Annotated in this window: 10 protein-coding genes; 3 read left to right on the top strand and 7 right to left on the bottom strand. The window is 70.5% G+C overall.

The genetic code is table 11. The features are described 5' to 3' along the window. Positions 1-40: 40 nt before the first annotated feature. A complete protein-coding gene (gene thyX, locus DVK44_RS26420) occupies positions 41-1,687 on the bottom strand; it encodes an FAD-dependent thymidylate synthase (protein WP_114662565.1) in 1,647 nt (548 codons plus the stop codon). Between the two features lie 206 nt (positions 1,688-1,893). Here thyX and DVK44_RS26415 point away from each other — a divergent pair, with 206 nt between their 5' ends. After that, positions 1,894-2,130 (top strand): hypothetical protein, encoded by a 237-nt coding sequence (locus tag DVK44_RS26415; protein ID WP_114662563.1) that lies wholly within the window; start codon positions 1,894-1,896, stop codon positions 2,128-2,130. Between the two features lie 96 nt (positions 2,131-2,226). Next, the gene (locus tag DVK44_RS26410) at positions 2,227-2,772 is read left to right on the top strand and encodes a hypothetical protein (RefSeq protein WP_114662561.1); all 546 of its coding nucleotides are present in this window, start codon (positions 2,227-2,229) and stop codon (positions 2,770-2,772) included. A gap of 85 nt (positions 2,773-2,857) precedes the next feature. On the opposite strand, the gene DVK44_RS26405 is transcribed toward DVK44_RS26410, so the two are convergent. The 6 genes from DVK44_RS26405 to eccD form a co-directional block, all read right to left on the bottom strand. Continuing rightward, the gene (locus DVK44_RS26405; RefSeq protein ID WP_114662559.1) at positions 2,858-3,310 is read right to left on the bottom strand and encodes a tetratricopeptide repeat protein; all 453 of its coding nucleotides are present in this window, start codon (positions 3,308-3,310) and stop codon (positions 2,858-2,860) included. A 5-nt stretch (positions 3,311-3,315) separates the two neighbouring features. Then, positions 3,316-4,068, bottom strand: coding sequence for a 4-hydroxy-tetrahydrodipicolinate reductase (gene dapB / locus DVK44_RS26400; RefSeq protein ID WP_114662557.1), 753 nt, complete (start codon positions 4,066-4,068; stop codon positions 3,316-3,318). Positions 4,069-4,122: 54 nt separating this feature from the next. Further along, positions 4,123-5,499 (bottom strand): M16 family metallopeptidase, encoded by a 1,377-nt coding sequence (locus DVK44_RS26395; protein ID WP_114662555.1) that lies wholly within the window; start codon positions 5,497-5,499, stop codon positions 4,123-4,125. After that, positions 5,496-7,721, bottom strand: coding sequence for a polyribonucleotide nucleotidyltransferase (locus DVK44_RS26390; RefSeq protein WP_114662553.1), 2,226 nt, complete (start codon positions 7,719-7,721; stop codon positions 5,496-5,498). Before DVK44_RS26390 ends, DVK44_RS26395 begins: the two co-directional genes overlap by 4 nt. 302 nt (positions 7,722-8,023) lie before the next feature. Then, the gene (gene rpsO, locus DVK44_RS26385; protein ID WP_114662551.1) at positions 8,024-8,314 is read right to left on the bottom strand and encodes a 30S ribosomal protein S15; all 291 of its coding nucleotides are present in this window, start codon (positions 8,312-8,314) and stop codon (positions 8,024-8,026) included. A 185-nt stretch (positions 8,315-8,499) separates the two neighbouring features. Next, positions 8,500-10,008, bottom strand: a complete 1,509-nt coding sequence (eccD, locus tag DVK44_RS26380) for a type VII secretion integral membrane protein EccD (protein ID WP_114662549.1) — start codon at positions 10,006-10,008, stop codon at positions 8,500-8,502. Between the two features lie 337 nt (positions 10,009-10,345). On the opposite strand from eccD, the gene eccCa reads away from it, so the two are divergent. Continuing rightward, on the top strand, positions 10,346-14,308 hold the full coding sequence (gene eccCa, locus DVK44_RS26375) for a type VII secretion protein EccCa (RefSeq protein WP_114662547.1): 3,963 nt from the start codon (positions 10,346-10,348) through the stop codon (positions 14,306-14,308). Positions 14,309-14,354: the final 46 nt, after the last annotated feature.

Raw genomic sequence — 14,354 nt, 5'->3', positions numbered from 1 at the left:
AACAGGCTGGGACCGTACTCGCGCGTCTTCGGGAAACCCGTTACGGGGCGACACGTCCGTTCGCGTTGAAAGCGGCGTGGGTGAGGGGCATGAGCTTCGCCCAGTGCTCCTCCATCCGCTCCCCGACCATCTCGATCTCGCGCTGCGGGAAGGACGGGACCTTCGCCTGTTCGTGCTGGGTGCGCAGACCGAGGAAGTGCATCAGCGAGCGCGCGTTGCATGTCGCGTACATCGACGAGAACAGACCGACCGGCAGCACCGCGCGGGCCACCTCGCGGGCCACACCGGCGGCCAGCATCTCCTGATACGCCTCGTACGCCCGCACGTAGGAGTCGTGCATCGCGCGCTCCGTGATCTCCTGCTGGGCGTCGGTGCCGGCCACGAACTCGTACTTCCCCGGCCTGCCCCGCTGGACCAGCTTGCGGTCCTCGCCCGGGACGTAGAAGACGGGCAGCAGCTCCCGGTAGCGCCCGGACTCCTCGTTGTACGAGTTGTGGACGACGATCCCGTTGGCCAGGAAGTTGTGCCACGGACCTTCGACCGACAGGTCGTAGGTCATCTCCTCGCCGTCGTCCGCGATGGAGACGATCCGGTCCGGGCGGGCAACGGCGATCTTCCCCTCCCGCCGCGCGAGTGACTGCTCCTCCGCGCTCTTCGTCGCGTGACATCCGGCACAGACGGGCGCCAGATTGCTCTCGTCGAGCGCGCGGGTGAGATCGCCTTCGACCGGCACCACATGGTCGAGAGCCAGATCGCTGCGGGGAAACTCCGCTCCGCAGAGGTGGCAGGAGTCCTCTTCCTCGATCAGACGCTCACGCTGCATCGATGTCCAGACACCGATGCCCCGGCGCAGACCCGGCGGAACGAGCGCCTCGGACGGATGCGGGTCGGTGGCCGCGGCCATGACCGCGTCTCCCACCGCCAGCTCGCCGGCCTTGCGCCAGCCGTCGGGGGTCAGCACGGCATGGTCGACGGTGGAGCGCAGCTCTCGGCCGGACTCGGTGATGATCTTGATCAGCGGTTTCACCCCCGACTCGATGACATCGGTGATGCGGGCCCGGCTCGCGGTCAGGGTCTCCTCGTCGTAGCAGCGGACATGGGTGCGGCGGACCGGCTCCAGCTTCCGCAGTCGCGTGCTCGGGTGCGGTTCGCGGAACTCCACCACCGCGGAATCCGCCGCTTCCCGGTTCTCGAAGAGTCCGAGGTAGTGGTTACTGTCCTCCCTGCGCACCTGTGCCGTCCACTTGCCGGACGGGCCGTGCCAGGTGACGCCGCCGGCCGAGTGCGGCAGGCGGTCCTCCACGTCCATGTGCCAGAGCCGGTAGAGATCCGCGATGGTGCGGCGCCGGAGAGTCCCGGACTCGCTCTCCAGAGTGATCTCCGTGTCCCCCGCGATGCACCAGCCCACGCGGTGGCGCATGAACTCGCGGAAGACGAAGATCGGCGCGCTGACGAAGAAGGTCATCGAGTTGTGCTCGAAGGGGCTGCCGTGGCGGTCCCGCATCAGGTAGTTGATGAGTCCCTTTGAGCGCTCGGGGTCCTTCGTGATCTCTTCCAGGGACTGCTCACCTGCGGTGGAGACGCGCGCGGCCCACAGCACGTCGGAGTCGCCCGCGGTGTGTTTCACCAGGTCGACGGTGATGTCACTGCGGAAGCTCGGCTTGGTCTCTGCGGGGGTGTCGCTCACCGGCGGGGGTCCTTCCAGTCGCATCGCTCGGGCGGCGCCCACTCTACGGCTCGCCACTGACAGCGACGGGCGGCGACGTCCGGGGACGGTGTCCACGCACGGAAATACGGGGAATCCGGGCACCAAATGACGCTGGTGTTCGTCTGACAGGACAGCGGCTGACACACCAGCAGCGTTCCGTAACCACCCTTGAGGAGACCCGCCCCATGTTCCGCCGGCGAGAGGCCGTACCGTTCGCATTCGTCGCCGAGGCCGACAGCTTCCGCAGTAACGTGACCCCGCCCCCCAGACAGCGCGCCAGCGCCTCCCAGCTCATGGGCCGTACGCTGATCGGTCTGACCATCACGGCCGGACTCGTCGGCGCCCTGATGCTGGGGATGCCCGCGCTGGAGACCGGTTCGTCCGGTCAGGCCCAGCAGTCCGAGGCGTCCCAGGGACGCTGATGACTCGTCCGGCCCCCTCGGGTGGTCCGGACGGGGGCGTGATCGGTAGCCTCACCGGGCACAGCAATCGAGCGTGCTTGTGAGTGAGGATCAGTCGTGCCCCTGCCCTTCCTGACGGCCGACCGGGCTTTTGACGCGACCGATGATGTCGCGCTGCCCTTCGACGATCATGATCATTGGCGGCGTCCGTACCGCCCTGGCCCGTGGCGGGTGGTGGCGTCCGCGCTGCTGCTCCTGCTGGCCTCGTTCGTACTGCTCGCCACGGTGATCATCGCCGCGGCGGGCACTCTGCCCGGTGCGGCGGCCTGCTTCGCGGTCGCGGGGGTGACCATCCTGATCGCCCTGCGCATGCTGCGGATGGGTACATGGGTGAGCCGGCACGGCGTACGCCGGGTGCGGCTGTTCATGACCGTCACCGTGGCGTGGGACCGCGCCGTGGGCGTCCGTACGGTCCAGCAGCCGGTGCGCTGGCTCGGGCTGCCGCGTACCGTGCAGGGCCAGGCGCTCGTCGTCGTACGCCGGCAGGGTGAGCCGCTCGCGCTGCTCACCGATCACAACGCGGACTTCCTGTCGCGTGGTGAGGCGTTCGAACGGGCCGCCGACACGGTCGAGGCGTGGGGCGACGAGTACCGCCGTCCCTGACCCCGGCCGTTCTGCCGTATCCCTTCGCACATGAGCGGGGTCCCGCCTCCTTGAGGTGGGACCCCGCTCCTGCGTTTCCGTGTGCTCAGGCGGCCACGGGCTTGCCGTCGTGGAGGGCGATGGCCCGTTGCATGGCCTTGCGGGCGCGCGGGGTGTCCCGGGCGTCGTGGTAGGCGATGGCGAGCCGGAACCAGCAGCGCCAGTCGCCGGGCGAGTCCTCCGTCTCGGCCCGGCGGGCGGCGAAGACGGCGTCCGCGGAGTCCCGGTCGATCCGGCCGCCGGGGGTACGGACCAGCTCGTCGACGGGCAGGCCCCCCTCGGCCTCCAGCTCCGCCGCGAGCCGGTTGGCCCGGTTGACGAACTGGGTGCTCTTCCAGAGGAACCAGAGGCCGATCAGTGGCAGGACGAGCACCGCGATCCCGAAGGTCACGGTGAGCAGGGTGCCGTGCTGGATCAGCAGCACGCCGCGGCTGCCGACCAGGACGAAGTAGACGATCAGGACGGCGGCCGTGAGGAAGTACGTGATCTTTGCGCGCATGGGAGTCAGCCCAGGTCGAGGAAGTGTTCCAGGCCGAAGGTGAGCCCGGGGGTGGACACCACGCGGCGCACACCGAGCAGGATGCCCGGCATGAAGCTGCTGTGGTGCAGGGAATCGTGGCGGACGGTGAGCGTCTCCCCCTCGCCGCCGAGGACGACCTCCTGGTGGGCCAGGAGGCCGCGGAGCCGTACGGAGTGCACCCGTACGCCGTCCACATCGGCGCCGCGCGCGCCGGCCAGCTCGGTGACCGTCGCGTCGGGCTGCGCGGGCAGGCCCGCGTCCGTCCGGGCGGCGGCGACGAGCTGGGCGGTGCGGTGGGCGGTGCCGGACGGCGCGTCGACCTTGTTGGGGTGGTGCAGTTCGATGATCTCGACGGACTCGAAGTACCGGGCGGCCGTCTCGGCGAACTTCATGGTGAGGACGGCGCCGATGGAGAAGTTCGGCGCGATCAGCACCCCGGTCTCCGGGGAGGCGGCGAGCGAGGTGCCCAGCTGCGCGAGCCGCTCGTCGGTCCAGCCGGTGGTGCCGACGACCGCGTGGATGCCGTGACGGACGCAGAAGTCGAGGTTGCCCATCACCGAGGCCGGGGTGGTCAGCTCCACCACGGCCTGGGTGCCGGTCTCCACGAGGGTCTCCAGCCGGTCGCCCCGGCCGAGGGCGGCGACCAGTTCCAGATCGTCGGCGGCCTCGACGGCCCGTACCGCCTCGGCGCCGATCCGGCCCCTGGCTCCGACGACGGCCACACGCAGCTTGCTCATTGCTCTGTTTCCTTCGGCTTCGGTGTACGGCCCGGTCTCGCGGCCGGGGGTCCCTCAGGCGACCGCCGCGTCGAGACGGGCGGCCTGCTTGTCCTTGAGCGGTCCGATGACGGACAGCGAGGGGCGCTGTCCCAGTACATCGCGGGCGACCGCGCGTACGTCGTCGGGGGTGACGGCGGCTATCCGTTCGAGCATGTTGTCCACGGACATCTGGACGCCCCAGCACAGCTCGCTCTTGCCGATGCGGTTCATCAGCGAGCCGGTGTCCTCCAGGCCGAGGACGGTGGAGCCGGAGAGCTGGCCGATGGCGCGGGCGATCTCGTCGTCGCTGATTCCCTCGGCGGCGGCGCGGTCGAGTTCGTCGCGGCAGATCCGCAGCACGTCGTGGACCTGGCCGGGCCGGCAGCCCGCGTACACGCCGAAGAGGCCGCAGTCGGCGAAGCCCGAGGTGTACGAGTACACGCTGTAGGCCAGGCCGCGCTTCTCCCGTACCTCCTGGAAGAGGCGGGAACTCATACCGCCGCCGAGCGCGGTGTTCAGTACGCCGAGGGCCCAGCGGCGCTCGTCGGTACGGGAGAGGCCGGGCATGCCGAGGACGACATGGGCCTGCTCGGTGCGGCGGTTGAGCAGCTCGACGCGGCCGGCGGCGCGTACGGAGCGGCTGCCCGCGCGGGGCGCGACGGGGACGGCGTCCGTACGGGAGAGCGCGCCGGCCCTGTCGAAGGCGCGGCGGACCTGGCGGACGACCGTGGCGTGGTCGATGTTGCCGGCGGCGGCGACGACCAGGCGGGTCGGGTCGTAGTGCTTCTTGTAGAAGCGGGCGATCCGGTCGCGGTCGAGGTCGTTGATGGTCTCGACGGTGCCGAGGACGGGCCGGCCGAGGGGGCTGTCGCCGAACATGGTCTGCGCGAAGAGGTCGTGGACGCAGTCGCCGGGGTCGTCCTCGGTCATGGCGATCTCTTCGAGGATGACCCCGCGCTCGGCGTCGACGTCGGCGGCCTCGATGAGCGAGCCGGTGAGCATGTCACAGACGACGTCGATGGCGAGCGGCAGATCGGTGTCGAGCACGCGCGCGTAGTAGCAGGTGTACTCCTTCGCCGTGAAGGCGTTCATCTCGCCGCCGACCGCGTCGATGGCGGAGGAGATGTCGAGGGCGCTGCGCCGGCCGGTGCCCTTGAAGAGGAGGTGTTCTAGGTAGTGGGTGGCGCCGTTGAGCGCCGGGGTCTCGTCCCGGGAACCGACCTGTACCCAGATGCCGAAGGTCGCGGACCGGACCGACGGGAGGGACTCGGTGACGACGCGCAGGCCGCCGGGGAGGGTGGTGCGGCGGACCGTGCCGATGCCGCTCTCGCCCTTGATGAGGGTTTGGGTACGGGCGACGGCCCGCGCCTCCGAAGAGGCGCGGGCCGTCGTCCTGGTGCGGGGTGTCACGAGGTAGCTTCGTCCTTCGTGTCCTCGGGCGCGCCGGCCTCTTCGCCCTCGATCACGGGGATGAGGGAGAGCTTGCCGCGCTGGTCGATCTCGGCGATCTCGACCTGGACCTTCTGGCCCACGCCGAGGACGTCCTCGACGTTCTCGACGCGCTTGCCGCCGGCGAGCTTGCGGATCTGCGAGATGTGCAGCAGTCCGTCCTTGCCCGGGAGCAGCGACACGAACGCGCCGAAGGTGGTCGTCTTGACGACCGTGCCCAGGTAGCGCTCGCCGACCTCCGGCATGGTCGGGTTGGCGATGGCGTTGATCGTGGCGCGGGCGGCCTCGGCGGCCGGTCCGTCGGCGGCACCGATGTAGATCGTGCCGTCGTCCTCGATCGTGATGTCGGCGCCGGTGTCCTCCTGGATCTGGTTGATCATCTTGCCCTTGGGGCCGATGACCTCACCGATCTTGTCCACGGGGATCTTGACGGTGATGATCCGCGGGGCGTTCGGGGACATCTCGTCCGGGACGTCGATGGCCTCGTTCATCACATCGAGGATGTGGAGGCGGGCGTCGCGGGCCTGCTTCAGCGCGGCGGCCAGGACCGAGGCGGGGATGCCGTCGAGCTTGGTGTCGAGCTGGAGCGCGGTGACGAAGGTCTTCGTACCGGCGACCTTGAAGTCCATGTCGCCGTAGGCGTCCTCCGCACCGAGGATGTCGGTGAGGGCGACGTAGTGGGTCTTGCCGTCGATCTCCTGGGAGATCAGGCCCATGGCGATACCGGCGACGGGGGCCTTGAGGGGCACACCGGCGTTCAGCAGGGACATGGTGGAGGCGCAGACCGAGCCCATGGACGTCGAGCCGTTGGAGCCCAGCGCCTCGGAGACCTGGCGGATCGCGTAGGGGAACTCCTCGCGCGTCGGCAGCACCGGCACGATGGCGCGCTCGGCGAGCGCGCCGTGGCCGATCTCGCGGCGCTTCGGGGAGCCGACGCGGCCGGTCTCGCCGACCGAGTAGGGCGGGAAGTTGTAGTTGTGCATGTAGCGCTTGCGGGTCACCGGGGAGAGGGTGTCCAGCTGCTGCTCCATGCGGAGCATGTTGAGGGTGGTGACGCCCAGGATCTGGGTCTCGCCACGCTCGAACAGCGCGGAGCCGTGCACGCGCGGGATGGCCTCGACCTCGGCGGCGAGCGTACGGATGTCCGTGACGCCGCGGCCGTCGATGCGGACCTTGTCCTTGATGACGCGCTCGCGCACCAGGGACTTGGTCAGCGCGCGGTAGGCGCCGGAGATCTCCTTCTCGCGGCCTTCGAACTGCGGGAGCAGCTTCTCGGCGGCGAGTTCCTTGACGCGGTCCAGCTCGGTCTCGCGGTCCTGCTTGCCCGGGATGGTGAGGGCCTGGGCCAGCTCGTCGCGTACGGCGGCGGTCAGCGCCTCCAGCACGTCGTCCTGGTAGTCGAGGAAGACGGGGAACTCGCCGGTGGGCTTGGCGGCCTTGGCGGCGAGGTCGGCCTGGGCCTTGCAGAGGGCCTTGATGAAGGGCTTCGCGGCTTCCAGACCGGCGGCGACGACCTCCTCGGTGGGGGCCTCGGCGCCGTCGGCGACCAGCTGGATGGTCTTCGTGGTGGCCTCGGCCTCGACCATCATGATCGCGACGTCGCCGTCGTCCAGGACGCGGCCGGCGACGACCATGTCGAAGACGGCGTCCTCCAGCTCGGTGTGCGTCGGGAAGGCGACCCACTGGCCCTTGATCAGCGCGACACGGGTGCCGCCGATGGGGCCGGAGAAGGGCAGGCCGGCCAGCTGCGTGGAGCAGGAGGCGGCGTTGATCGCGACCACGTCGTACAGGTGGTCGGGGTTGAGCGCCATGATCGTCTCGACGATCTGGATCTCGTTGCGCAGGCCCTTCTTGAAGGAGGGGCGCAGCGGGCGGTCGATGAGGCGGCAGGTGAGGATCGCGTCCTCGGAGGGCCGGCCCTCGCGGCGGAAGAAGGAGCCGGGGATCTTGCCGGCCGCGTACTGCCGCTCCTCGACGTCCACCGTGAGGGGGAAGAAGTCGAGCTGGTCCTTGGGCTTCTTGGAGGCGGTGGTGGCCGACAGCACCATGGTGTCGTCGTCCAGGTAGGCCACGGCGGAACCGGCGGCCTGCTTGGCGAGCCGTCCGGTCTCGAAGCGGATGGTGCGGGTGCCGAAGGTTCCGTTGTCGATAACGGCCTCGGCGTAGTGGGTCTCGTTCTCCACTAGTGTTTTCTCCTCGTCTTCGTCCGGTGCCCGTGTGGCAGGGGACGTGGCGGAGAAGCGCTCCTCGGTGCGGGCCGGTCTTCGATCGAAGCTCCCGGGGCGGCGGCGTGGGCCGCGCCTTTCCGGGCGCCACTACCGAGGACCGGCGGCGGTGGAGTCCGCTCCTCCTCTTCGGTGGTGCTCGTACACCAGGTTACTGAGCTGGGCCGTGTGACGGCATCACGTACGGTCCATTCGTACGGTCCGTACATACGCGAAAGGAGCGGCCCCCTGGAAGTGGGAACCGCTCCCTTCACGGTGTCTTACTTGGCCCCGCCGGCCGCGCCGCGGCGGATGCCGAGGCGGTCGACCAGGGCACGGAAGCGCTGGATGTCCTTCTTGGCCAGGTACTGGAGAAGGCGGCGGCGCTGGCCGACCAGGATCAGCAGGCCACGACGCGAGTGGTGGTCGTGCTTGTGGACCTTGAGGTGCTCGGTCAGGTCCGAGATCCGGCGCGACAGCATGGCGACCTGGACCTCGGGGGAGCCGGTGTCGCCCTCCTTGGTGCCGAACTCGGTGATGATCGTCTTCTTTGTAGCGGCGTCGAGCGGCACGCGTACTCCTCGTGGGTCTTCGTGGCCTTCGAGTGCCCCAGGTCGAATACTCTGGGGAGCTTCCGTGACTCGGGAGGCGGGGATCCGTTGCGCGCGGGCCCGGGGATCCTGACGGATTCCCGGTACATGTACACAAACGGCCGTCGCCCAGAGTACCAGTCCGTACGGCCGGGCTTCTCCGGGCGTCAGGAGGTCAGCGCGCGGATGGAGTGGTAGACGTCGAAGACCGCGAGGCACAGCGGTACGAGCGTCAGCAGGACGAACGCCTCCGCGATCTCCAGGAAGCGGCCCCAGAAGGGGGTGACGCCCTTGCGCGGGACGATGAGCGCGATGGCGGTGATCAGCGCGGCGACGGCGGCGACGGCGGTGGTGAGCCAGATCGTACGGATGTCGAGCGCGGCGCTGTCGCCCCGGAGCGCGTTCTGCATCAGGGCGGGCGGCGGGTTGAGGCAGAGGCCGAGGACGAGCAGCACCAGCGCGCCGAGGCCGGCCGCGAGCGCGCAGCCGACCTGTGCGGTGTAGCGGAAGAGGGAGGCGCGCATCAGCATGGCGACGCCGGTGGCGAGGGCGAGCAGCCGGCCCCAGAGCCCGTCGGAGAAGCCGAGCACGGCCGCGGCGGCCACGGCGACCAGCGCGCAGCCGCCGACCAGGCCGACGAGGAGTTCGTGGCCGCGCCGGGCGCGGGCCGCGATGCGCTCGGCGTCGATCGGCTCCTGGGGCGCGGGGTCGGCGCTCCCGTACCCGGTGACGGCCGAGCGGGGCGGCTCGAAGCCGATGGGGAGGCGGGCGAAGCGGGTGGAGAGGCCGGGCAGGAAGGCGAGGGCGCCGACGGCGAGGGGGGCGCATACGGCGGCGGTCTCGGCGGGGGTGAGTCCGGTCAGGATCGCCACGAAGATCACCAGGACGCCGACGCCGGAGGCGAGGACGAACGCGACGAAGGGGCTGTCCCCGCCGGGTGCGGTGATCGTGAGGATCACCGCGGCGACCAGTACGGCGACGCAGGCGAGCAGGGCCTGGAGCCGGCCGGTGCCCTCCCCCGCCGCGAAGGGCAGCAGTCCGGCGCCGGCCACCGCGACGTTCGCCAGGGCACCGATGCCGAGGGCGACGGAGGAGGCGCGGTCGTCGTAGACCCGGGCCCGTACGCCGGAGACGGCCAGCAGCAGGACGCCGGTGACGGCGGCGAGGATGCCCGGCAGGCCGTGCATGTCGTGCCGGGGGTCGGCGGTCCACAGGACGAAGGCGAGGAGCGTCAGCAGGACGGAGCCGCCGAAGAGGCCGGCGCCGCGGGTGAGGGTGTCGGTCCAGAGCGTACGGTCGCGGGCCACCGCGGAGGCGACGGCGTCGGAGACGTCGTCGAAGACGGCCGGGGGCAGTGACTCGGCGAAGGGCCGCAGCGAGAGCAGTTCGCCGTCGAGGATGCGCTGGGCGGCCAGGGTGCGCGCGCTGTCGAGGACGGTGCCGTCGCGCCGTACCAGGTGGTAGCCGACCGGGGCGCCCTCGGCGGGGCTCTGTCCGGACAGCCGGAGGATCTCCGGGTAGAGGTCGGCGACGGGGATGTCCTCCGGCAGCGCGACATCGACGCGGCTGTCCGGTGCGACGACCGTGATCCGGCAGAATCCGGTCCCGCCGCGGGACGGGGCGGCCGGCCCCGTGGGCCCGGCTCCGGTGACCGCCGCTGACGCCGTGATACTCACCTGCTGTTTCCCCTCGTGATGGTCCTGCGTGCGCTGGTGGGTCCCGCACTGGTGCGGCGCGCGGTGCGGAGGGGGCAGGGGGTGTGCGTGGTGCGACCGGTGTGGTGCTCCGCGCGGTGCGATGCGCGTGCTGACCGGCTGTGTTGTGCGCCCCCGCCCGTCCGCTTCCCCGATGACCCTCCGTTTTGCGGTAGTTCATCGGCGAGCAAACGCGTCGCGTCACCCTACCGCCACGCCCTTTCCCGTCGCGCAAGTAGGATCCCTCCCCGCGGACGGAGCCCGTCGCCACGGGGGCGCCGATAGGAACATTTCCGTCCGGCAAGGGATTGGGTGAGCTGTGAGCCAGATCGTCGTCAAGCGACCACCACGGGCTCTCCCGGCCGAAGTGCCCGGAGACCATGTGCAGTTGCAGTCCCCTCCCGAACTGCCGCGCGGGCAGCAGGAGGGCGCGATGATGCAGCTGCTGCCGATGCTGGGCATGGGCGGCTCCGTCGTCTTCTTCTTCATGACGCCGAACCCGATCATGCGCATCATGGGCATGGTGATGATCGCCTCGACGGTCGCCATGGCGATCGCCACGCTGGTCCGCTACCGGCGCGGCAGTCAGGGCCAGCTCGCGGACCTGCGGCGCGACTACCTCAAGTATCTGACGCAGACCAGGCGGGCCGTACTGAAGACCGCGCATCTCCAGCGCGACGCGCAGTTCTATCTGCACCCCTCCCCGGAGCAGTTGTGGGCGCTGGTCGCCGAGGGCAGCCGGGTGTGGGAGCGGCGCGCGGCCGACGACGACTTCGGGCAGGTGCGGATCGGGCTGGGCAGCCAGCAGCTGGCGACGCCGCTCGTGGCGCCGGAGACCGCGCCGGTGGATGAGCTGGAGCCGCTCACCGCGGGGGCGATGCAGCAGTTCCTGACGGCGCACTCCACGCTCGACGGGCTGCCCATGGCCGTCTCGCTGCGCGCCTTCTACCACGTGACGGTCAGCGGCGAGCCGGAGTCCGTACGGTCGACGGCCCGCGCGATGGTGGGCTCGCTGGCCTCGCTGCACTCCCCGGAGGACCTGGTCGTCGCCGTGGTCGCGGGGCGCGAGACGGCGCCGCACTGGGAGTGGGCGAAGTGGCTGCCGCACGCGCAGGCGCGCGGCGCGGGTGACGGGGCGGGCAGCCGGCGGCTGATCACCGGCGACATCCTGGAGCTGGAGGAGCTGCTCGGGGACCGGCTGGAGGGCCGTCCGCGCTTCCAGGGCGCCGGCCATCCGCTGCTGGACCAGCCGCATGTGGTCGTGGTCCTCGACGGTCGCTCCGTACCGCCGATGTCGGTGTTCGCCGGTGCGGAGGGGCTTCAGGGGGTGACGGTCATCGAGGTCGTGCCGGGCGAGACCGCCGGGGCGCGCGGCGGTCTGTCGGTGGTGGTCCATCCCGACGCGCTCCAGCTGGAGTCGGGGCACGGGCTGGTGTACGACGGGGTGCCCGATCTGCTGAGCGCGGAGGCGGCCGAGGCGCTGGCCCGGCAGCTCGCGCCGCTCTCGGTGGCGTCGGGCGGGGACGACGACGAACCGCTGCTCGCCAATCTGGACTTCACCGATCTGCTGAATCTGGGGGACGCGGCCTCCGTCGATGTCGCCCGTACGTGGCGGCCCCGTTCGCAGGCCGAACGGCTGCGGGTGCCGATCGGTGTCGGCGAGGACGGCGCCCCGGTGATGCTGGACCTGAAGGAGGCCGCGCAGGAGGGCATGGGCCCGCACGGTCTGTGTGTCGGCGCGACCGGCTCCGGGAAGTCGGAGCTGCTGCGCACGCTGGTGCTGGGGCTGGCGGTCACGCATTCGTCGGAGACGCTCAACTTTGTCCTGGCGGACTTCAAGGGCGGCGCGACCTTCGCCGGGATGTCCCAGATGCCGCATGTCGCCGCGGTGATCACCAACCTGGCCGACGATCTGACGCTGGTGGACCGCATGGGCGACTCCATCCGCGGGGAACTCAACCGCCGTCAGGAGATGCTGCGCGACGCGGGGAACTACGCGAACATCCACGACTACGAGAAGGCGCGCGCGGCGGGCGCTCCGTTGCAGCCGATCCCGTCGCTCGTCCTGGTGATCGACGAGTTCAGTGAACTCCTCACCGCGATGCCGGACTTCATCGAGATGTTCGTGCAGATCGGCCGGATCGGGCGGTCGCTGGGCGTGCATCTGCTGCTGGCCTCGCAGCGGCTGGAGGAGGGCCGGCTGCGCGGTCTGGAGACGTATCTGTCGTACCGCGTCGGGCTGCGGACGTTCTCGGCGGCCGAGTCGCGCGCGGCCATCGGCGTCCCGGACGCGTACCAGCTGCCCAATGTCCCCGGTTCCGGTTATCTGAAGTTCGGTACGGACGAGATGGTCCGGTTCAAGGCGGCGTATGTCTCCGGGGTCTACCGGGCGGGCCCGCAGCGGGCGGCGGGGGCGGACGGGCCGCTTCCGGTGGACCGTCGGCCCGTACCGTTCACGGCGGCTCCGGTGCCGGTGCGGTATGTCGAGCCGGCCGCCGCGCCCCGGGTGCCGGAGGGGCGGGCGGCGGAGGACGACGCGCTGGCCGACTCCGTGCTGGATGTGATCGTGCGGCGGCTCGAAGGGCGCGGCGCGGAGGCCCACCAGGTGTGGCTGCCGCCGCTGGACAACCCGCCGGCGATGGACGAGCTGCTGCCGGGGCTCGCGGAGGTGCCCGGCCGCGGGCTGACCCAGCCCGGTTTCGAGGGGGCGGGCCGGCTCGTCGTACCGCTCGGGGTGGTCGACAAGCCGTTCGAGCAGCGCCGCGACACGCTCTACCGGGACTTCTCCGGGGCGGCGGGCCATATGCAGATCGTGGGCGGCCCGCAGTCGGGGAAGTCGACCCTGCTGCGGACGCTGGTGGCGGCCTTCGCGCTGACGCACACACCGCAGGAGGTGCAGTTCTACGGGCTGGACTTCGGTGGCGGCGGACTGTCGTCGATCGCCGGACTGCCGCATGTGGGCGGGGTGGCCTCGCGGCTCGATCCGGAGCGGGTACGGCGCACGGTGGCCGAGGTGTACGGCGTGATGTCCCGGCGCGAGGAGTACTTCCGCTCCTCGGGCATCGACTCCATCGCGACGTACCGCAGGCTGCGGGCGCGTGGCGAGATCTCGGTGGCGGACCAGCCGTGGGGTGATGTGTTCCTGCTGGTCGACGGGTGGGGCAACTTCCGTACGGACTACGAGGGCCTGGAGCAGGTCGTTGTCGACATGGCGGCGCGCGGGCTCGGTTACGGCATCCATGTGATTGTCACGGCGTCGCGTTCGATGGAGGTCCGCGCCAATCTCAAGGACCATCTGATGAACCGGCTGGAGCTGCGGCTCGGTGACACGATGGACTCCGAGATCGACCGCAAGGTCGCCGTCAATGTCCCGACGGGGGTGCCGGGGCGCGGGGTGACTCCGGAGAAGCTGCACTTCATGGCCGCGGTGCCGAGGATCGACAGCATCCACTCCGACAGCGATCTGTCGGAGGCCACGGCCGCGATGTCCCAGGAGGTGACCCGGCACTGGACGGCGCCGGGCGCCCCCGCCGTACGGCTGCTGCCGCGCGCACTGCCGGTCGCGGAGCTGCCGGGCGGCTCGGCGTATCCGGACCGCGGGATCGCGTTCGGTATCGACGAGAACAATCTGGAGCCGGTCTTCGTCAACTTCGAGCAGGATCCGTTCCTGCTGATCTACGGCGAGAGCGAGTCGGGGAAGTCCAACCTGCTGCGGCTGCTCATCAAGCAGCTGACGGAGCGGTACGACGGCGATGTCTGCAAGCTCTTCGTGATCGACAACCGGCGCGCCCTGCTGGATGTCACGCCGCCGTCGCATCTGGCCGAGTACATCCCCATGTCGAACAACATGGTGCACCACATGGAGGCGCTGGCCGGCCTGATGCGGCGCCGTACCCCGTCGGAGACGGTCACGGCGCAGGAGCTGCGGGACCGCAGCTGGTGGCAGGGGCCGACCGTGTACGTCGTCATCGACGACTTCGACCTGGTCTCGACCTCCAGCGGCAACCCGCTCTCCGGCATCACGGAGCTGCTGCCCTTCGCGCGTGACGTCGGCGTCCGCTTCATCATCGCCCGCAGCACGGCGGGGGCGAGCCGGTCGACGTACGAGCCCTTCGTCCAGCGCATCCAGGAGCTGGGCGCCCAGGCCCTGATCCTCTCCGGCGACCCGAACGAGGGCTCCATCTTCGGCAACGCCCGCCCTCGCCCAATGCCGGCGGGCCGGGGTGTGTTCGTGACCCGGCGGCGTGGGAATCCGCTGGTGCAGACGGGGCTGATGCCGTAGGCGTGGGCGACCGCACACGGTCGTCATAAGATCCGTTTTCAGCTTT

It is taken from the genome of Streptomyces paludis, assembly GCF_003344965.1.
In the GTDB taxonomy this organism is placed as follows: Bacteria; Actinomycetota; Actinomycetes; order Streptomycetales; family Streptomycetaceae; genus Streptomyces; species Streptomyces paludis.
This window is presented reverse-complemented; position numbering and strand designations above follow the sequence as displayed.